Source organism: Sphingomonas sp. LR60 (assembly GCF_036855935.1).
Taxonomy (GTDB): domain Bacteria; phylum Pseudomonadota; class Alphaproteobacteria; order Sphingomonadales; family Sphingomonadaceae; genus Sphingomonas.
In genome coordinates this window covers 1,264,343-1,283,832 of the sequence record NZ_JASPFK010000001.1, presented here as the reverse complement: position 1 = coordinate 1,283,832, position 19,490 = coordinate 1,264,343, and the positions used below count along the sequence as shown (strand labels likewise).

Sequence of the window (19,490 nt, the reverse complement as noted above, 5' to 3'; positions counted from 1 at the left end):
GTTGGTTTCGGCGGTCAGAAGTTCATGGTGAAGGCGACGCGGAAGCTGCGCCCGAGCACGTCGTAGAGGCTGCGCGACGTTTGCGGATAAGCGGGCGTGTTGTTGCCGTCGGGGCCATTGCCGACGAGCAGCGGCTGCTTGTCGAGCAGGTTGGTGACGATGAACGTCAGCGATCCCTCGCGGTCGCCCGCGCGCAGCTTCACGCCCAGCGAGGCGTCGAGGTAGAAGGCGCCGCCGATATCGTTGTCGTTGATCGTGCGATATCGCGTCGTCGACGTCGGGCAGCCGCTGGTGCACTCGATATAATCGTTGCCGTACACGCCGGCGCCGAACCCGCGACCGACGAGGTTGAGCGTAAACGGATCGACCTCGTAGAAGGCGCTGACGCGGTAGCGCCAGCTCGGCGACGAATAGGTCCCCGACAGGCTGCCGCCATTGACCCCGGCGTAATCGATCGGGAAGATCCCGTTGTCGATGACGTTCTCGATATAATGCGTCACCGCGCCATTGATCGTCAGACGGCCGGGTAGCGAGGAGGAAATCTCGGCAAGGTCGCGGCGATAGCTCACCGCAATGTCGAAGCCCTTCTCGACCTGGCTGGCAAAGTTGAACGGCTGGATGATGATCGAACTGAGCGCACCGCCGGTGTAGACGATGTTGTCGCAATAGCGCGTCGTGCCGGAATAACAAAAATCGACCGTGTTCTGCGCCGTGATCGTCCCGATGGCATCGCTGATGCGGATATCGTAATAGTCGAACGAAGCGGTGAAGCCGGGCAGGAAGCGCGGCGTCGTCACCGCACCGACCGTCCAGCTCTTCGCCTTCTCGGGATCGAGCGCGCGGTTGCCGATCGTATTCTCGAGGAACTGCTGCGATCCCATGACGGGCGCGTTGGCCGGGAGGATCACGGTGTTGGTACGCGCCGTCCCCGCGGCGAACAATTCCTGCAGATTTGGCGCGCGGATGTCGCGGCTATAGGTGCCGCGGAACTTGATGTCCGGGATCGGCTCGAACGTCGCGCCGGCCTTCCAGGTGAACACCGAACCCGACGTGGAATAATCGGTGTAGCGCCCGGCGGCGTTGACCGTCAGCCCCTTCCACAGCGGCAGGTCGACTTCGACGAAGCCCTCCTTCACGTTATAGTCGCCGCGGTTGACCAGGTAATTGCCGTACAGCCAGCCCGAGCTGAATTGCGGATCGACGCGGCCGTCGATCTGTTCCTTGCGCCATTCCCCGCCGAACGCGATCGCCGCCGCGCCGCCGGGCAGGTCGAACAGCGTGCCGCTCATGCTCGCCGACGCCACATCCTGCTGGATCGACTGGTCGCGCTGCGGCTGCGCCGTCCCGTAGATGTAGCCAAGCGCCGCAGCGGACGGGCCATCGATCCCCAGCCGGTCGATCGGCACGCAGCCATTGCCCGGACTGGTCAGCGTCGAGCGGCAGACGATCTGGCCACCCGACAGCACCGCGTCCTGCGCCAGCGCCATGCGCGCGTTGTTCCAGGTGTTGGTCAGTTCCTCGTGCGACTTGGTGAGGCCGTGCTGGTAATAGACGTCCCACGACCAACTGCGGTCGAACACGCTCAACTTGCCCTTCGCCCCGCCGACATAGCGATAAACGTCGCGACGATTGTCGCTGCCGGGTACGGGAAAGCCGGCGTTGGAGGTGCCGATCGACAGCGTCGAGACACCCGCCGCCGCCATGCGCGCGGCGACATCGGGAAATTGCGTGAGCAGGTAGGCGTTGTCGGCGCGGATCGTGACGCCGGTGCTCGGCGTCTGCTGGTAGAAGCTCTGCCCTTCATATCGGTTGAACGATACCTGGCCGTAAATCTGCACGTCGGGGGCCAGGTCGAAGCCGACCCGCGAGAAGAGGCTGATGCGCTTCTCGTTCGGCAACAATGAATTGGTGCCGACGTGTCCGGCGAGCGTGGTGCGCCAGTCGCCGCCGATCATCCACGGGGAGGACGTCGCGTTGGTAATACCGTAATTGAGCTGCCCGGTGGTGCCGGGCGTAAGGAAATAGGTGCCGCGCAACGGCCCCGACGTAACGAGCCCGCCCGCGGTATAGGTCGCCGGGCCGAAGCCCTCGCCGACCAGCCGCTGCGGCAGGCCGTTGGTGGAGGTGTAGGCCGGATTGTTGATCTGGAAATAACCGCGATCGTTCCAGTCGCGCGCGATCGTGGCGACGCCGTCCTGATGATAATATTCGGCGCTGGCGAGCAAGTGCAGCCTGTCATCCGCCAGCGACTTGCCGACCGTCGCGGAGAACCGGTAATTGTGGCCGTCGCCGCGCTCCGTGATGCCGGTGTCGGCAGCGACCTTTATCCCGCGATACTTCTCGTCGAGGACGAAGTTAACGACACCGCCGACCGCGTCAGAGCCATATTGCGCCGACGCGCCGCCGGTCACCACCTCGACGCGCTCGATCAGGTCCTGCGGGAAGGTGTTCACGTCGACCACGCCGTTGACCGCGGAGGCGACCGATCGTTGCCCGTTGAGCAGCACCAGCGTCCGTCCCGCGCCAAGCCCGCGAAGGTTGACCGAGTTGATCCCGGCAAGGCCGTTCGACAGCGAGCCCGAGCTGTTCGCCGCGGTGCTGCCCTGCGCGATCGACGGCAGTTGGTTGACGAAGTCGGAGACGTTGGCGGGGCGCTGCGCGGCCAGTTCGGCTGCGCCCAGCACGGTAACGGGGGTCGGCGCGCTATATCCGTCGCGGACGATGCGACTGCCGGTGATCACGATGTCGTCGGGGGCGGGGTCGGCCCCGGTATCCTGCACCGCCATCGGGTCGGCCGGAGCGGTGTCGGTTGCAACGTCGGCCGGCTGCGGCGCTGCGTAAGATACGGGCACTTGCGCCGCCGCGACGCCGCCCCACGCCGTCGCCGTCGTTCCGAGCAGCAGCATTCTGGCGAGCCGGATCGTGTAACGCCGTCGCTGCGCCGTCGCTGATGATATCTGCATGTCCGCACACCCCCGAGAAGAATCGACCAGCCTCGCTGGCATCGCTCTCCCCGGTCTCAATCGTCACGGCCGGTGCGCCTTCACGGCGCCATACATGCGACCGGACCTGCCCCGCGTTTAGCGAGTGCAACCGTCCCTCGGCAGCGCCTTGCGCAACATTAATGCGCCAGCAACCGCTTCGATGGTTATAAGCTTGCACGTAAGGGGGTGGGCGATCCTCGGAAAATTCACGCCACTTTGGCTGAGACGTGATGATTTTCATCGCGAACAGCCTCGATCAATTACAAATCAAGCAAAGGGTCCGTTTCGGTGCTGTTTAATGGTGCTTCCCTGCCCTCTCTCCTCCCCGAGGGGAGAGGGTTGCGCAGACTTGGGCTTCGCGCAGCGAAGACTTAGTCGGAGCAGGGTGAGGGTGTGCGCTCGCACCGCGAGCGCGCGAGCCCCACGGGCTCGCTAAACCCTTAGCGATCCAGACTACTGAGCCACTACCGCTCGAACACCACTGGCGGCACGCCACGCCGGGCGACCTGCCGCATGATGAAACTGCTGCGGATCTTGGCGACATACGGCAGCCGCGACAGTTCGCTGCGATAGACGCGATCGTAATCGTTGAACGAACGCACATGCACCATCATCACGAAATCGGTGTCGCCGGAAACGAAGCTGCAAAAGCTCATCGACGGGCATTGCATCACCGCCTCTTCGAATTCGATCAGCGCCTGCTCCGCCTGCGAGTTCAGCTCGATCGACACCAGCACCATGATCCCATAGCCGAGCCGATCGAGATCGAGGCTGGCGGTATAGCCTGCGATCAATCCACGCTCTTCCAGGATCTTGCGCCGCCGCGCCGTCGCGGTGCTCGACAGATTCACGCGCTCGCCGAGCGCGACATCGGACATCCGTCCGTCGATCGAGAGTTCGCCAAGCAGCCGGCAGTCGGTCTGATCCAGGTCAGTCGAGATGAAATCCATCGCCAAACCCCCTTTGGATTGTTCGAAAGCATCAATTTGCGCCGGCAGAGTGATCGAAAGAGGCGGGATGCGCAATGACATCTGTGTTAGCGTTCTTCGCGACTGCAAAACAAAGGGGCCGCATGACTCATTTTGACCGTCTCCGCCGCGCGCTGCGCGTGTCGCTCCTCATCGCTGCCAGCGCGGCAGCCGTGCAGGCCACCGCGCAGCAGCGCGCCACCGTCGCGGCCACACCCACGCTGCTGCCGGTGACGGTCGAGCGGGATAGCGGCAAGGTGCTGGTCACGCTCCCCCGCCCTGACGCCGACGGCATGTCGGGCCGCTTCCTCTACGCCACCGCGCTCAAGACCGGGCTCGGCTCCGCGCCGATCCGCATCGATCACGGCATGGTCGGCGACACGCAGTTGCTGGCCTTCCGGCGGCTCGGCAAAAAGGTCGCCGTCGTGTTCGAGAACCCGCGCTACCGGTCCTCAGGTGACGCGCTCGAACGGCGCGGCGCCAGCGCCGATTTCCCGTTCAGCACGATCGCGATGCTCGATGTCGCGTCATCCGCCCCCGACGGCACGGTGACGGTCGATCTTGCGCCGTTCCTGCTCCGCGACACGATGCGGCTCGCCGACCGCCTCAAGGCCGAGGCGAAGGGGTTCAAGTTGATCGACGCGCTCAGCGCGGTCGACCCTGGCTCGGTCAAGGCGTTCCCTGACAACATCGAAATGGAGGCGGTGCAGACCTACGCGTCGGAGACGCCCGGCAAGGAGGTCGACACGATCGCGCCCGACGGGCGTCAGGTGAGCTTCACCGTCCACCACTCGCTGATCCGATTGCCCGCCCCCGGCTTCGTCCCGCGCCGCTTCGATATTCGGTCGGGCACCTTCGCCACCCCGGTCTACGAATTTAACACGCCGCTCGGCGCCCCCGTCTTGCAGCAATATGCCAACCACTTCCGCATCGAGAAGCTTGATCCCGGCGCGGCGCGCTCGCGCGTGCGCAAGCCGATCGTCTTCTACATCGACAACAAGGCGCCCGAGCCGATCCGCACCGCACTGATCGAGGGCGTCGCGTGGTGGAACCAGGCGTTCGACGCCGCCGGCTATATCGACGCCTTCGCGGCGCGCGTGCTCCCGCCCGACGCCGACCCGCAGGACGTGCGCTACAATGTCGTCAACTGGAACGAGCGCCAGACGCGAAGCTGGTCGTACGGCGGCGGTGTCACCGATCCGCGCACGGGCGAGATCATCAAGGGCAATGTCGTCCTGGAGGGCCTCCGTCTTCGCCAGGACATCGTTATTTTCGAGGCATTGGTAGGCACCGCGGAGGAAAACAAGGGCACCGCCAACGACCCGGTCCGCGTCGCCTTGGCCCGGATTCGTCAGCTGGGTGCGCACGAGGTCGGACACGCGCTAGGCTTCTCCCACAACTTCGCGGCCAGCACGCAAGGGCGCGCATCGGTCATGGACTATCCCTTCGCCAAGGTCGCGCTGAACGGTGATTCTGATCGACCTTTCCGATGCTTACGCAACCGGGATCGGCAAGTGGGACAAGTTCACGGTCGACTGGCTCTATGGCCAGCCCGCCGCCGGCACCGATCCGGACGCCGCCGCCGCGGCGAAGGCCGACGCCGCGCAACGTGCCGGGATGCGCTATCTCACTGATATCGATGGCCGCGACGCAAGCCTCGCCGTCCCCGGCGACAGCATGTGGACCGAAGGCGACGACGGACCGGCCGACCTTGCGCACGTCATGGCAGTGCGCCGCGTTGCCCTCGCGCGCTTCGGCCCCGGCGTGCTCCACGCCGGTGCGCCGCTTTCCGACCTGCGCCGCAGCTTCGTTCCGGTGTGGCTGTTCCACCGCTACGCCGTTGCCGCGATTGGCAAAACCTTGGGCGGGGTACATTATAGCTACGCGACGGCCGGCGACAGCGCCCCCGCGCCGACCCGCGGAAGCGCAGCGGAACAAGCCGAGGCGCTCGACGCGCTGCTCGCGACGCTGTCACCCGCAGCACTGACGGTGCCGCCCGCGCTCGCCCTGACATTATCGTCCGGCGTCAACGGCAACGCCGATCCGCAATACGACAGCGAGGTGCTCGACACCGCCGGTGGCGCGGTGTTCGATCCGCTCGTGGCAACCGACGTCGCGGCGCAGGTGACGCTGGAAACCCTGCTCGCCCCGACACGCCTCACCCGCCTCCACCTCCAGCACGCAGCCGACGAAGCGCTGCCCGGTGTGAACACGTTGCTCGACCGCCTCACCCGCGACATCATCATGCGCCATGACGATGCGGTGACACAGCGGATCGCCCTGCGCACCATACTCGCGATCGCCTCCGCCGCGCGCGCGCCCGCCACCACGCCGGACGTGGCGCTGCGGCTCGACGGAGCGCTCGAAGGGCTGCGCGAGCGGTTCGGGCGCGACAAGCGCGATCCATGGGCTCAAGGCGTAGCGCGCCTGCTCGGCGACACGACTGCCCTCGAGCGCGCCCTTGCGCCCACCAAACGGTCGGTCCCGGCAATCCCGCCGGGGATGCCGATCGGCGGGTGACGCAGACAACGGCGGCAAGCAGGTTGCCTTTTCGCTTGAGCGGCCTAGCGTCCGCGAAAGCATGGCGGGGAAAACATTATGAAGCGTAATTGGGTTCGTCTTGCGTTTGGCGCCACGTTGCTCAGTGTCGCGCCCACCTCCGCGCTCCATGCAAAATCGGCCGCGGAAACCCAGGCGCTCGACATCGCCAAGCGGGCGATCGCCTTCCGCAGCGTCGCCGGCCCGGGCAACCAGACCCCGCAGCTCGCCGCCTATCTGAAGTCGGTGCTGGTCGCGGGCGGAATCACCGACGTCACCGTCACCCCCGTCGACGACACCGCCTACCTCATCGCACGGTGGCCGGGCAGCGACCGCGCCGCCAAGCCTTTGGTGATCTCCGGCCATATCGACGTCGTCGAGGCGAAGCCCGCCGACTGGCAGCGCGATCCGTTCACTCCGGTGATCGAGAACGGCTATCTCTACGGCCGCGGCGCGACCGACATGAAGCTCGACGCCGCGGTGACGATCGCGGCCTTGTTGCAGATGAAGCGCGCCGGCTATCGTCCGCGTCGCGACATCGTGCTCGAATTCTCCGGCGATGAGGAAACGCGCATGAAGACCAGCGCGCTCATCGCGGAGCAGTTGAAGAACGCCGAGCTGGTCATCAACATCGATGGCGGCGGCGGACGGCTTGGCGAAGATGGCCGCGCGCAGTTCTTCACCTGGAACGGCGCGGAAAAGACCTATGCCGATTTCGAACTGACCGTCACCAACCCCGGTGGACACAGTTCGGCCCCGCGCCCCGAAAACGCGATCAATCAACTGTCGGCGGCGCTGGTGCGGATCGGCAACTACCGCTTCACGCCACAACTGTCCGACCTTACCAAGAAGTTCTTCCAGGAAGCGGCGAAGCAGAAAAGCGGCGCGCTCGCCGCAGCGATGCGCGCCTTTGCTGCCAATCCGAAGGACGAGAAAGCGATCGCCACGCTCGCCGCCGACCCCGCCTATGTCGGCCAGATCGGCACCACCTGCGTCGCGACGATGATCAATGGCGGCCATGCGCTGAACGCGCTGCCGCAGCGCGCGACCGCGAACATCAATTGCCGCATCTTCCCCGGCGTGAAACCGGCCGACGTGATGGTGACGCTCAAGCAGGTCGCCGCCGAGCCGAAGCTCACGATCCGCGACGTCAGCGAGGGCTCGGTCCCCAACGACGCCTCGCCGATGCGCCCCGATTTCGTTGCCGCAGTGACCAAGGCGATCGCCAAGACCCGGCCGGGCGTGCCGGTATTTCCCAGCATGTCGGCGGGCGCGAGCGACAGCATGTGGTTCCGCTATCACCACGTCCCCAGCTATGGCGCGAGCCCGACCTTCATCAAGGAATCGGACGATTTCAGCCACGGCCTCAACGAGCGTACCCCGATCGACAATATCGCGCTCGGCATCGCTTATTACGACTCACTGTTCACCGATCTGTCGAAGTGACGGGTTCGTCATTGCGAGCGTAGCGAAGCAATCCAGAGCCGGATCAGGACGCCCTAGCTTACGTCGCTACGCTCGTAATGACGATCAGGATGTTTGACCAACGTCCTTGATGATCTCACTTCACAACCCCGCCAGATATGCCGCCGCGATCTGCCGCGCCTCTTCGGCGGAGAAGCTGTCGGGCGACAGGCACAACTCCAGCCACAAGCCATCGACCAATGCGGTAACCCCGATCGCCGCCAGCCGCACCCGCGCGGGCGCCACGCCACACTCGGCAAGCAAGTCCTCCAACCGCGCCCGAAAATCCGCATAATGATGTTCATGCCGCGCCAGCATCGCCACGTCACCCCGCGCCAGGCTCCATAGCGCCAGCCACGTCGCGAGCAGCGCCGGATCGGCGATCGGCGCAGCGAAGTTGGCCGCGACATAGGCCGCCAATCGCGCGCGTGGCGCGCTTCCTCTGCCTCGACCGCCGCCTCCAGCGCCGTCGCGACCTGCGCCGCGACATGATCGTAAGAGGCGGCCACCAGTCGATCGACTCCGCCGAAATGATGCGTCACCAATCCCGGCGACACGTTCGCCGCCGCGGCGATCGTCCGCACCGACGCGCCCGCCGCGCCGCGTTCCGCGAGCACGCGCACCGTCGCCTCGATCAGGTCGCGGCGACGATCGTCGGGACTTGCGCGCTTGCTCAACGCTGCACCTTGTTATACGTTCGTGCAACAAGCACGCGAGAACCTCCTATGCTCCGTCCGGCCGAGCTGCATGATCGTGATCCCGATGCCGACTGGAGCCTGCCCGGTTGGCTGTACACCGATCCGGAGTTTTTCGCGCTCGAATGCGCGCGCGTCATCCGCCCCTCGTGGCAGATCGTGTGCCACGAGAGCGATCTCGACCAGCCCGGCGCATGGCGAACGCTGTCGTATCTGAACGAAAATGTTGTGGTCGTGCGCGGCGGCAACGGCGAAATCCGGGCCTTCCACAACGTCTGTCGTCACCGCGCGATGCGGTTGGTCGAGGGTGACGCCGGGTGCGCGCGCAAATTGGTGTGCCCGTATCATGCCTGGGCCTATGAGCTGGACGGGCGATTGAGCGGCGTGCCGATGCGTCGCGACTATCCCGCGCTCGACATGGCGGATAGCGGGCTCGTTCCGGTCGACATCGACCGCTGGCGCGGGTTCGTGTTCGTGCGGCTCGAGGATGACGGCGGACCGCGCGTCGCGGAAATGATGGCGCCCTACGATCACGAGATCGCGCCCTATCGCTTCGCCGACCTGCGCCGGATCGGCGACGTGCGCCATCGCACGCGGGCCGTGAACTGGAAGAATGTCGGCGATAATTATTCCGACAACCTCCACATCCCCGTCGCCCATGACGGGCTCAGCCGGCTGTTCGGCAAGAGCTACGCGATCGAGGCGGCGGGCTGGGTCGACAAGATGTCGGGGCAGCTCGTCGATCGACCTTCCGACAACGTGTGGGAGCGTTTCTATCAGACGCACCTGCCGCGCGTCGATCACCTGCCCGAAACCAACCAGCGCCTGTGGCTCTATTACAAGCTCTGGCCGAACATGGCGTTCGATATCTACGCCGATCAGGTCGACTTCATGCAATGGCTGCCGCTGACGCCGACGACGTGCATGCTGCGCGAGATGACCTTCGCGCTGCCCGACGCGCGTCGCGAGATGAAGCTCGCCCGTTACGCCAATTGGCGGATCAACCGCACCGTCAACGCCGAGGACACCTGGCTGATCGAGCTCGTGCAACAGGGCATGGCCTCGTCCAGCTACACCGCCGGCCCGATCGGCGCGAGCGAGGTGTGTCTGCGCAGCTTCGCCGCCAAGATCCGCGCGCGGATACCGGAGGCCCGCCTCCACCGCGCACCGCCGCCGGGCTGGTCACATAACTCCCCGTCGCCCCTGCGCAGGCAGGGGCCCATGACTGTCGAGTGACTGGGCAAGGTTAGACACAGGCACGGCATTCCTCGTCGAAAAGACGTGGCGGAACGAACAGACATAGGCCCCTGCCTGCGCAGGGGCGACGGGGGCAAGATGACGGAAAAGTACGACGCACTCATCATCGGCGGCGGACACAACGGGCTGGTCTGCGCCTTCTATCTCGCGCGTGCCGGGCTGAAGGTCCGCGTGCTCGAACGCCGTCACGTCGTCGGCGGCGCGGCGGTGACCGAGGAATTCCACCCCGGCTTCCGCAACTCCACCGCCAGCTACACGGTCAGCCTGCTGCGACCGAAGGTGATCGCGGACATGAAGCTGCACGATCGCGGCTACCGCATCATCGAGCGGACGATCAGCAACTTCTTCCCCTTTCCCGACACCTACCTCACGCTTGGCGGCGGAATGCAGCGCACGCAGGAGCAGTTCGCGCGCTTCAGCCGTCGCGATGCCGACGCCTATCCGCGCTATGACGCCGCGCTGGAACGCGTCGCGCAGGTGCTCCGCGACCTCGCGCTTAAAGCCCCGCCCAACGCCGGCGGCGGTCTGGCGGAGGTGGTGTCCGCCGCCCGACAGGGCTGGCCGCTCGCCAAGCTCGACATCGCCGCGCAGCGCGACCTGCTCGACGTCTTCACCAAATCGGCACGCGACTTCCTCGATGGCTGGTTCGAGGACGACCACGTCAAATCGGCGTTCGCCTTCGACGCCGTGGTCGGTAATTTCGCGGGCGTGTCGACCCCTGGCTCGGCCTATGTCCTGCTCCACCACGTCTTCGGCGAGGTGAACGGCAAGTTCGGCGCATGGGGCCATTCGGTCGGCGGGATGGGCGCGATCACGCAGGCGATGCAGGCGGCGTGCCTCGATGCCGGGGTCGAGATCAGCCTCGACGCGCCGGTCGCGCGCGTGCTGGTCGACGGCGGCAAGGCGGCCGGCGTGGTGCTGGAAAGCGGCGAGGAGATCGCCGCGCCGATCGTCGCCGCCAACGTCGGCCCGGCGATGCTCTACCGACAGATGGTGGATGCCAGCGACATGCCGGAGGATTTCCGCCGCCGCGTCGCCGGGTTCAAGACCGGCTCGGGCACGTTCCGCATGAACGTCGCGCTCAGCGAACTGCCCGACTTCACCGTATTGCCCGGCAAGGAGCGCGCCGAGCACCACACCGCCGGGATCATCATCGCCCCCGGCCTCGACTACATGGACCGCGCCTTCGACGATGCGAAGGTCCACGGCTGGTCGCGAGAACCGATCGTCGAGATGAAGCTCCCCACCACCGTCGACGACAGCCTCGCCCCGCCGGGAATGCACATCGCCAGCCTGTTCTGCCAGCAATTCGCGCCGCAGCTACCGGACGGCCGCAGTTGGGACGACGCGCGCGAGGAAGTCGCCGACCTCATCATCGACACGGTCGACCGCCACGCCCCCAACTTCAAGAAATCGGTGATCGCGCGCCAGATCCACTCGCCACTCGATCTGGAGCGCAAGTTCGGGCTGATCGACGGCGACATCTTCCACGGCCGCATGAGCCTCGACCAATTATGGTCGGCGCGGCCGGTGCTCGGGCATGGCGACTATCGCGCGCCGATCCACGGCCTCTACATGTGCGGATCGGGCACGCATCCGGGCGGCGGGGTGACCGGGGCGCCGGGCCACAATGCGGCGCAGGCGATCCTTGCCGACCGCAGCCTCATCGGCCGCTGGCGACGACGCGCCTGACCCACCAATAGACGGGCACGCCCGCAAGCAGCAGCACCAACGCCCAGGCGTTCGCCTCCGGCCCGAGCCCATAGGACAGCCACGCGATGAACAGCGCGGACGCGAGTCCCGCGATGCGCCCGACCGTATCGCCGCGCAGCAACGCCACACCGGCCAGCGCACTGACGAAATAGGCGAGCATCCCCGCCGCCAGCGACACCGCAGCGACGAACGCGAACAGGTCGCCCATACCGCGCGTATAATTGGCCAGCGTCACCGCCGTCACCATCATGCCCGCCAGGACGTGCGCGCGTACCGGCACCCCCGCCGCGTTCTCATGCCCGAACCAACGCGGGAACACCCCGCCACGCGCCATCGCCCGCGGCACCTCGCCTTGCAGCAGGACGAAGCCGTTCAGCGTGCCCAACGCGCTCACCGTCGCGAACAGCGCCACGATCTGCGCGGTCGCCCCACCCAGCGCGCTTCCCAGAAAGTCGGCGATTGGCGCCGGCGACGCGGTGACCGCCGCACGCGGCATCAAGGCGGTGATCGCCCCCGAGACGATCAGATAGATCACGCCCACCGCCGCAGTCCCGATCAGCGTCGCGCGCGGCACGGTACGTGCCGGGTCCCGCATCCGGTCGGCCGGCACCGTCGCGGACTCGACACCCAGGAAGCCCCAGAAGGTCAGTGCCGCCGCGCCCGCGATCGTGCCCGCGGCGAGCGGCACCGGCGCATCCTGCACCACCGCCGCGCCGCCCTTGGTCAGCAGCAGCCAGCCGGCGAGCAGCGCCACCGCGGCGAGCGGCATCAGCTTGAGCACCATCGTCACCACCTGCACCCGCGCCGCCGCCGCAACGCCGCGGACGTTCACGCCGACGAAGACCCAAACCATTGCCACCGCCGCGATCGCCGCATGGGGCGCGAGCGCCGGGATGGCGACGCTCAGCGCGCTGACCGCCGCGACCGCCACCGCACCGTTGCCCGCCCAGATCAATGTCCAATAGCTCCACGCCGTCGCGAAGCCGACCGCCGGCCCGAACGCCGCATCGGCATAGGCATACGGTCCGCCCGCCTGCGGCACCGCCGCCGCCAGCCGCGCGAAGACGAACGCCAGCGCCATCGCCCCGGCGATCGTCACCACCCAGCCGAAGGTCGCATTCGCCCCGAACGGCGCCAGCGTCGCGGGCAGCAGGTAGATGCCCGACCCGATCAGATTGCCCATCACCAGCGCCAGCGCGCCCCAGAAGCCGAGCGCGCCTTTTCCTTCCATGGACCTGGCGCTTGATCCGGTCGCCTCGCCGTGGTCTGCTCGTTCGTCCATGCCCAACCCTGCCCGTTTCCCTGCCTTGCTAGTCGACGCCGCGCTGGCGCTCCACGACAATCAGCTCGACGTCGCCGAGCCGTTGCTGCGCACTTACCTGAAGCGCGACCCGTTCGATGCCCGCGCGATCCGGATGCTCGCCGAACTGGCCGGACGGATCGGGCGCAATCGCGATGCCGAGACACTGTTGCGCCGCGCGCTCGAACTCGCACCCGGCTTCACCGCGGCGCGCGCCAATCTTGCGATCGTACTCTACCGCCAGAACCGCGCCGTCGACGCGCTCGCCGAACTCGACACGTTGCTCGCCGCCGAGCCAGAGCATCTCGGACACGCCAATCTCAAGGCCGCGGCACTCGGCCGGCTTGGCGGGTTCGAGGAAGCGATCACGCTCTACGAACGCGTGCTCGCCGCCGCCCCCTCGCAGCCGAAGGTGTGGATGAGCTACGGTCATATGCTCAAGACGGTCGGGCGACAGGCGGACGGCGTCGCCGCCTATCGCGGCGCGATTGCCTTGCGCCCGGCGCTGGGCGAGGCATGGTGGAGCCTCGCGAACCTCAAGACCGTGCGGTTCGACGATGCGGATGTCGCGGCGATGGCCACCGCGCTTGCCGATCCGGCGATCACGATCGAAGATCGCTTCCATCTCGACTTCGCGCTCGGCAAGGCATGGGAGGAACGCGGCGACGCCGATCGCGCCTTTGCGCATTATGCCGCCGGCAATGCGCTGCGCCGGACGCAGATCGCCTATGACGCCAGCGAGACGACACAGTTCGTCGACACGATCGTCGCGACCGCCACCGCCGACTTCTTTGCCGAACGCGCCGGCTGGGGCTGCCCTGCACACGACCCGATCTTCGTTCTCGGAATGCCGCGCGCCGGATCGACGCTGGTCGAACAGATCCTCGCCAGTCACCCCTTGGTCGAGGGCACGACCGAATTGCCCGACCTGCCCGCGCTCGCCCGCCGCATCGCCGACTATCCCGCGGGGCTCGCGACCATTACTGCGGCGCAGGCCCGCACGCTGGGCGAGGAATATCTCCGCCGCGCCGCGGTCCAGCGCCGCAGCGACCGCCCCTTCTTCGTCGACAAATTGCCGAACAACTGGGCGCACGTCGCCCTGATCCGGCTGATCCTGCCCAATGCCACGATCATCGACGCGCGGCGCGACCCACGTGCCTGTTGCTTCTCGAACTTCAAGCAGCATTTCGCGCGCGGTCAGGGCTTCAGCTACGCGCTCGACGACATGGGGCATTACTACCGCGATTACGTGCGGATGATGGCGCACATCGACGCGGTGCAGCCCAGCCATGTCCATCGGGTGATCCACGAGCAACTGGTCGATGCGCCGGAACCGCATATCCGTGCGCTGCTCGACGCGTGCCGCCTCCCCTTCGACCCCGCCTGTCTGTCATCGCACCGCACCGAGCGAGCGGTGCGCACGGCCTCTTCCGAGCAGGTACGACAGCCGATCTTTCGCGGCGGTGACCGCGCATGGCGACCATTTGCCGCGCACCTCCAACCGCTGGAGCAGGCGCTCGGCGACGTCATCGACTGTTATCCTCTTGCGCCGGGAACAGCGCCGTCGGCGTGACAATTTCGTCACGCCGGACATTTAAGATAAAATGTTTCTCTCCCGGATTGACCGCACTGCTGCCGCGCTGCAGCATGTCATCAAATAGTCGCAACAAAGGGGATTGTTGTGGTGGTCAGCTTCCGTCGTCGCGTGCTCGTTCCGTTGCTGGTGTCGGCGGCGTTTGCCGCTCCCGCTGGAGCGCAAACCGGCTCCGGCCAGACCACCAGCGCGGACACCCCGTCTCAGCAACCGACCGCCACCACCAGTGATGGCGACATCATCGTCACCGCGCAGAAGCGTGACGAAAGCATTCAGAACGTCCCGATCAGCATCCAGGCGATCGGCACGCGCCGCCTCGACCAGCTCAACGTCTCCAACTTCAACGATTACACGCAATTGCTCCCGTCGGTCGCGTTCCAGTCGTCGCAACCGGGTGTCACCACCGTCTACATGCGTGGCGTCGCGTCGGGCGGTGACGGCAATCACTCGGGCTCCCTGCCCTCGGTCGGCGTCTATCTCGACGAACAACCGGTCACGACGATCGGCGGCACGCTCGACGTCCATGTCTACGATATCGCCCGCATCGAAAGCCTCGCCGGCCCGCAGGGCACGCTGTACGGCGCGTCGAGCGAGGCGGGGACGATCCGCATCATCACCAACAAGCCCGACACCGCCGGCTTCTACGGACGTGTCGATGGCGAGGTGAACATGCTGCGCTCCGGCGGCATCGGCTACGTCAGCGAAGGGATGCTCAACATCCCGTTCGGCGAGCGCGTCGCGCTGCGCATGGTCGGCTTCTACCAGAAGGACGCCGGCTTCATCGACAACGTCCCCGGCACGCGCCGCTTCCTGCCGCAGCCGGGCGGGATCAGCGTCGACAATGCCGCCTTCGTCAAGAAGGACTATAACGACACCGAAACCTACGGTGGCCGCGCCGCGCTCAAGATCGATCTCGACGACAATTGGACCGCGACGCCCACCTTGCTCTATCAGGAACAGAACAGCCACGGCAGCTATGGCTACGATCCGAAGGTCGGCGACCTTGAGGTGCAGCGCTTCTACCCCGAATATCGTCGCGACCGCTTTGCGCAGGCGGCGCTGACGATCGAGGGCCAGCTCGGCAATTGGGACGTCACCTATGCCGGTGCATTGCTCGATCGCCGCGCGGTCCAGTCGAGCGACTATACCGATTATTCCGAAGCCTATGACTCGCTCTATTCGGCGGTCGGCGGGCTTGCCGGCTATTTCTATTATCAGGACAATGCCGGCAACACGATCGACCCGCGTCAGCGGGTGATCGGCCGCGATCACTTCAAGAAGCTCAGCCAGGAATTGCGCATCGCTTCACCGGTTGACCAGCCGTTCCGGTTGGTCGCGGGTGCCTTCTACCAGCGGCAGAGCAACCTGATCTTCCAGGACTATCAGATCCCGAACCTCGGCCAGCAGGTATCCGTCAACGGCTACCCCGGTACGTTGTGGCTGACCCGACAGCACCGTGTCGACAAGGATTATGCGGTCTTCGGCGAGGCAAGCTACGACCTGACCTCGAAGCTGACGCTCACCGCGGGCGGACGTGTCTTCATCTATGACAATTCGCTGGTCGGCTTCTTCGGCTTCGGTCGCAATCCCGGCGTCGATGCCGCGGATGGGCGCCCCTACACGGCCAGCCCGTTCAACGCCGCCGGCAGCTCGCGCACCGGCGTGGCGAGTTGCTACATGGCCGGCGGCGGCACGTTGCGCGACGCCTATCTGAATGGCGGCGACACCACCGCTTTCCTCACCACGCCCGACGTCGGCGCGATCCCGTGCGTCAACCTCGGCGTTCCCGACGGCAACCGCGTGGTGCCCAAGCGGGCCGACGGACAGGGCGTCACCTATCGCTTCAACGCGACGTGGAAGCCGACCGACGAGGTCCTCCTCTATGCGACCGCCTCGCGCGGCTTCCGTCCCGGCGGGATCAATCGCCGCGGCGACGTCGGCGATTACGCCGCCGACTTTTTGACCAATTACGAGATCGGTTGGAAAACCACGCTACCGGGCGGCACCGTCCGCTTTAACGGGGCGGTATATCAGCAGAATTGGGATCAATTTCAGTTCTCGTTCCTTGGTGAAAACAGCTTCACCGTAATCCAGAACGGCCCCGACGCGCGAATTCGCGGCATCGAAATGGATACCAACGTCACCCTGGGCGCACTTTCGCTGACCGCAGCCGGCTCGTACACCAATGCCCGGACGCGCACGGACCTGTGCGATTCCGTCGATTGCAGCGCGGAAGGCGCGAAAGTCCTCGCGCCCAGCGGCACCCGCCTGCCGATCACGCCGCGTTTTAAGGTCAGCGGAACAGCACGTTACTCGGTCCCGATCGGCACGGCCCGCGCCTATATACAGGGCCTCGTCGCACACCAAAGCTCCGCCGCCTCGGACCTGCGCCTCGCCAAGGCCGCGGCGCTTGGCCGGCTGCAACCCTATACCAGCGCAAACCTGTCGATCGGCGCCGAACTCGCGAACTATACCTTTGAGATATTTGCACGAAATCTCTGGGACGAGCGCGGCCAGATTTCCCGCTTCCAGCAATGCGGCGCATGCGATCAGCGCCCTTATATCGTTCCGATCGCCCCCCGAACGATCGGCATCCGCGCCGGCGCGAAGTTCTAGGACTGGCGGCCCTGCTCGTCCCCGATCACCCGATGCCCGGCATGTCGAGCAGGCGCTGACGGCGCCACTGCGCACGCTGATCGCGATCTGCAATCAGCTCGGCGCTCGTCGGATGGTGCTTGTTAATCAAGCTGCTAAGAGCCGCCGCGATGATGGACGGTATCGGTGATCTGGAGCTTCGGCACGGCGCGCGGCGCGCGGACGCTTATGCCCGCGCCGAACCGATCATCCGCTGCCTGGAGGCAACGATCCGCCGGCATCGCGCCGAAACCGGGCGGCTCGACAGCTTTCCCGATACGCGCACGCTGGTCGCGGCCTGCCAAGCCTTCCAACTGCTTGCGCCGCGCGGAGGACCGATCACGCACGGAACGGTGCTCCGCGCGTTGCGACTGATGGGGCTGCGGCCAACAGCACGCCGCGCCTAGGCGATTAGTACGCCCCGATACCAAACACTTACCCGCCCCGGAGCGACAGCCTCATGCCCGCGCCTCGCGCGACGCCAGCCATCGCTGCAGCCGCGGTCGTACACGAAGGAAGCGGCCGTAGAGGCGCTCGAGTAGCGCCAGAGCAAGGCGGTTCCGCGCTACTTCGCCCAACGGTCGCAACACCGGAATCGCACGCCACATCGCGGCGAAAGCGGCTGCGCCTGACAACAACGGACCACCCTCCTCGCGCGCATGGAAGCGTGCCAGCATTTCGGCCCGATCCAGCGGACACGTCCCCGCCCCCGTCACGTCGACGAAGTCGATCGCGCCACGCCGATCGAGACGGCGCATCGTCGCAATCTCACGCCGGCAAAGGGGGCAGTCGCCATCATGCCAGACCGTAACCCGCCTCACCGCGCGACCGCGGCATTGTCGCGCCAGATGCGCCCTGAGAGGATCGTGGCGAAAGCGAGCCATCCTACGAACGGCACCCCCAAGGCTGAGGCGGGGCGATCCACCTTTGCGGCGGTAAGAACATAGCCGGCGCCAGTCACGACCATCGCCGCCGACGCCGCTGCGCTGGCACCAAGCTGCCGCTCGCGAAAGAACAGCTGCGTCCAGCCGCCAACCATCGCGGTATTGGCCAGCCACAGGCCGACAGCGGCGTTGCGCTCGAGCCCGCCGGGGTGCCGCAGCAAACGATAGCCACCGACTGCGAGACCGGTTTCCAGCACCGGCCAAACCGCGCCGAAGGCCGCATCGGGCGGTGTGAAGCCGGGTTTTTCGAGCCGTCGATACCAGCGGCGAATGCCTGGATGCGACGGGTCGGGTGCGTTGCGTCTGCCGACGATCGCGCTCGCGCCGAGCACCGCGCCGACCACGGCAAACGCCGCAAGGCGCGACAGGCCGCGCGGGAGATGTGGATCGTTGCCCGCCATCCGGTTAGCCCTGAGCGAGATAGCGCTCGAGTTCATCGCTCCCGCCGATCCGCTCGCCGTCGATGAAGATCTGCGGGGTGGTCGCGACGCCCTGTTCAGCCTTGAACGCGTCGACTTCCTCGCGCGACAGCAGGATGCGATCGTCCACGTCATACCCCGCCGCTTCGAGCATCTGCTTGGCGCGAACGCCGAACGGACAAGTGTGTTCGGGCAAAACCATGCGGTAGAGCGTCGCAGTTCCGGCGTCTGCCATCGGAAATCTCCTCGGACCTGAGCGTCCGGATAGTTACAGCGACCGACGCTGCACGACGTTCCGCACATACGGCGTTCCTCGGGCGCTCTCCGGCAACCCTCGCCGGCGCACGTAGAAGAGGTGGGTGTCGACCTTCGCCACCTTGGTCATCGTGTCGCGCCAGTACGGCACCATCCAGTCAGCATGATAATGTGTCGCGCGCCCCACATCGGCAAAGACCCGCCCTGCCAGCGCGCTCTTCGCCACGCGCCGCGCCGCCGACCAGCCGTAATGCCGGGTGCGCCGTCTGATCGAGCCGTCACAGGTGAAGGAGAATTGGCAACCGGTCGTCCGCTCGAAACCCTGATAGACGACGCCGCAGATCGTGCGGGGAAAACCGGCCGTCCGCGAACGGTTGAGGATGACCTGGATGACGGCGCGTTGCCCGCGTGGATCGTCACCCACTTCGTAAAGCGCGGCCGTGGCGAGGCAGTCGACCGCCTGCGCGCGTTCGGCCGGTCCGCCGCGAAAACGATACGGCGCTGCGCTGACACGCGCGCGCGCGACGATCGGAACACCGGCGTTCGACGTGCGAGCCTCCGCCATCGTCATTGCCTGCGGACGCTTTGGTCTCGCCTTGAAGGAGCCGGAATCCAGAAGTCCCGCCGCGATGGCCACAGCGGCCACGACGAACAGCAGCAGCAACCAGCGCTCCGCAGCGGCGTCTCGCTGTGCCTTGCGTCGTTTCGCGTTACGGGAGGATCGA

15 protein-coding genes and 1 pseudogene are annotated in these 19,490 nt (G+C 66.3%); 8 read left to right on the top strand and 8 right to left on the bottom strand.

Annotation, left to right across the window (positions count from 1 at the left end; all coding sequences use genetic code 11):
- Nucleotides 1-14: 14 nt before the first annotated feature.
- Both QP166_RS05835 and QP166_RS05830 read right to left on the bottom strand, forming a co-directional pair.
- Nucleotides 15-2,963 (bottom strand): TonB-dependent receptor plug domain-containing protein, encoded by a 2,949-nt coding sequence (locus tag QP166_RS05835; protein ID WP_333915058.1) that lies wholly within the window; start codon nucleotides 2,961-2,963, stop codon nucleotides 15-17.
- 485 nt (nucleotides 2,964-3,448) lie between these two features.
- Complete coding sequence (locus QP166_RS05830; protein WP_333915057.1) at nucleotides 3,449-3,934, bottom strand: Lrp/AsnC family transcriptional regulator; 486 nt, start codon at nucleotides 3,932-3,934, stop codon at nucleotides 3,449-3,451.
- 74 nt (nucleotides 3,935-4,008) lie between these two features.
- Between QP166_RS05830 and QP166_RS05825 the strand changes: the two are divergent.
- The 3 genes and pseudogenes from QP166_RS05825 to QP166_RS05815 all read left to right on the top strand — a co-directional run.
- Nucleotides 4,009-5,364 (top strand): annotated as a pseudogene (locus tag QP166_RS05825) (DUF5117 domain-containing protein); the annotation flags it as partial.
- A 55-nt stretch (nucleotides 5,365-5,419) separates the two neighbouring features.
- On the top strand, nucleotides 5,420-6,472 hold the full coding sequence (locus QP166_RS05820; protein ID WP_333915056.1) for a zinc-dependent metalloprotease: 1,053 nt from the start codon (nucleotides 5,420-5,422) through the stop codon (nucleotides 6,470-6,472).
- Between the two features lie 78 nt (nucleotides 6,473-6,550).
- Complete coding sequence (locus tag QP166_RS05815; protein WP_333915055.1) at nucleotides 6,551-7,936, top strand: M20/M25/M40 family metallo-hydrolase; 1,386 nt, start codon at nucleotides 6,551-6,553, stop codon at nucleotides 7,934-7,936.
- Nucleotides 7,937-8,056: 120 nt separating this feature from the next.
- On the opposite strand, the gene QP166_RS05810 is transcribed toward QP166_RS05815, so the two are convergent.
- Nucleotides 8,057-8,374, bottom strand: coding sequence for a TetR family transcriptional regulator C-terminal domain-containing protein (locus QP166_RS05810; RefSeq protein ID WP_333915054.1), 318 nt, complete (start codon nucleotides 8,372-8,374; stop codon nucleotides 8,057-8,059).
- A gap of 305 nt (nucleotides 8,375-8,679) precedes the next feature.
- On the opposite strand from QP166_RS05810, the gene QP166_RS05805 reads away from it, so the two are divergent.
- Together QP166_RS05805 and QP166_RS05800 are read left to right on the top strand one after the other, a co-directional pair.
- A complete protein-coding gene (locus QP166_RS05805; RefSeq protein ID WP_333915053.1) occupies nucleotides 8,680-9,885 on the top strand; it encodes an aromatic ring-hydroxylating oxygenase subunit alpha in 1,206 nt (401 codons plus the stop codon).
- 99 nt (nucleotides 9,886-9,984) lie between these two features.
- The gene (locus QP166_RS05800; protein WP_333915052.1) at nucleotides 9,985-11,598 is read left to right on the top strand and encodes a phytoene desaturase family protein; all 1,614 of its coding nucleotides are present in this window, start codon (nucleotides 9,985-9,987) and stop codon (nucleotides 11,596-11,598) included.
- On the opposite strand, the gene QP166_RS05795 is transcribed toward QP166_RS05800, so the two are convergent.
- Nucleotides 11,570-12,850, bottom strand: a complete 1,281-nt coding sequence (locus QP166_RS05795; RefSeq protein WP_333915051.1) for an amino acid permease — start codon at nucleotides 12,848-12,850, stop codon at nucleotides 11,570-11,572. The two genes, QP166_RS05800 and QP166_RS05795, sit on opposite strands and share 29 nt — an antisense overlap.
- Nucleotides 12,851-12,899: 49 nt before the next feature.
- Here QP166_RS05795 and QP166_RS05790 point away from each other — a divergent pair, with 49 nt between their 5' ends.
- The 3 genes from QP166_RS05790 to QP166_RS05780 all read left to right on the top strand — a co-directional run bounded on the left by QP166_RS05790 (nucleotide 12,900) and on the right by QP166_RS05780 (nucleotide 17,554).
- On the top strand, nucleotides 12,900-14,492 hold the full coding sequence (locus QP166_RS05790; protein ID WP_333917269.1) for a tetratricopeptide repeat-containing sulfotransferase family protein: 1,593 nt from the start codon (nucleotides 12,900-12,902) through the stop codon (nucleotides 14,490-14,492).
- Nucleotides 14,493-14,600: 108 nt separating this feature from the next.
- Nucleotides 14,601-17,129, top strand: a complete 2,529-nt coding sequence (locus QP166_RS05785) for a TonB-dependent receptor (protein WP_333915050.1) — start codon at nucleotides 14,601-14,603, stop codon at nucleotides 17,127-17,129.
- Nucleotides 17,130-17,278: 149 nt separating this feature from the next.
- Complete coding sequence (locus tag QP166_RS05780) at nucleotides 17,279-17,554, top strand: hypothetical protein (RefSeq protein WP_333915049.1); 276 nt, start codon at nucleotides 17,279-17,281, stop codon at nucleotides 17,552-17,554.
- Between the two features lie 51 nt (nucleotides 17,555-17,605).
- Here QP166_RS05780 and QP166_RS05775 read toward each other — a convergent pair whose 3' ends face one another.
- From QP166_RS05775 to QP166_RS05760, 4 genes are read right to left on the bottom strand one after another with little or no spacing between them, the layout of a single operon-like run.
- A complete protein-coding gene (locus QP166_RS05775) occupies nucleotides 17,606-17,968 on the bottom strand; it encodes a DCC1-like thiol-disulfide oxidoreductase family protein (RefSeq protein ID WP_333915048.1) in 363 nt (120 codons plus the stop codon).
- Nucleotides 17,965-18,492: a TspO/MBR family protein gene (locus tag QP166_RS05770; protein WP_333915047.1), complete on the bottom strand. Its 528-nt coding sequence runs from the start codon at nucleotides 18,490-18,492 to the stop codon at nucleotides 17,965-17,967. The genes QP166_RS05775 and QP166_RS05770 overlap by 4 nt, the downstream gene beginning before the upstream one ends.
- A gap of 4 nt (nucleotides 18,493-18,496) precedes the next feature.
- Nucleotides 18,497-18,745 carry a glutaredoxin domain-containing protein gene (locus tag QP166_RS05765; RefSeq protein WP_333915046.1) on the bottom strand — a complete coding sequence of 83 codons (249 nt, stop codon included), beginning with the start codon at nucleotides 18,743-18,745 and terminating at the stop codon, nucleotides 18,497-18,499.
- Between the two features lie 33 nt (nucleotides 18,746-18,778).
- Nucleotides 18,779-19,429, bottom strand: coding sequence for a cell wall hydrolase (locus tag QP166_RS05760; RefSeq protein ID WP_333915045.1), 651 nt, complete (start codon nucleotides 19,427-19,429; stop codon nucleotides 18,779-18,781).
- Nucleotides 19,430-19,490 lie beyond the last annotated feature (61 nt).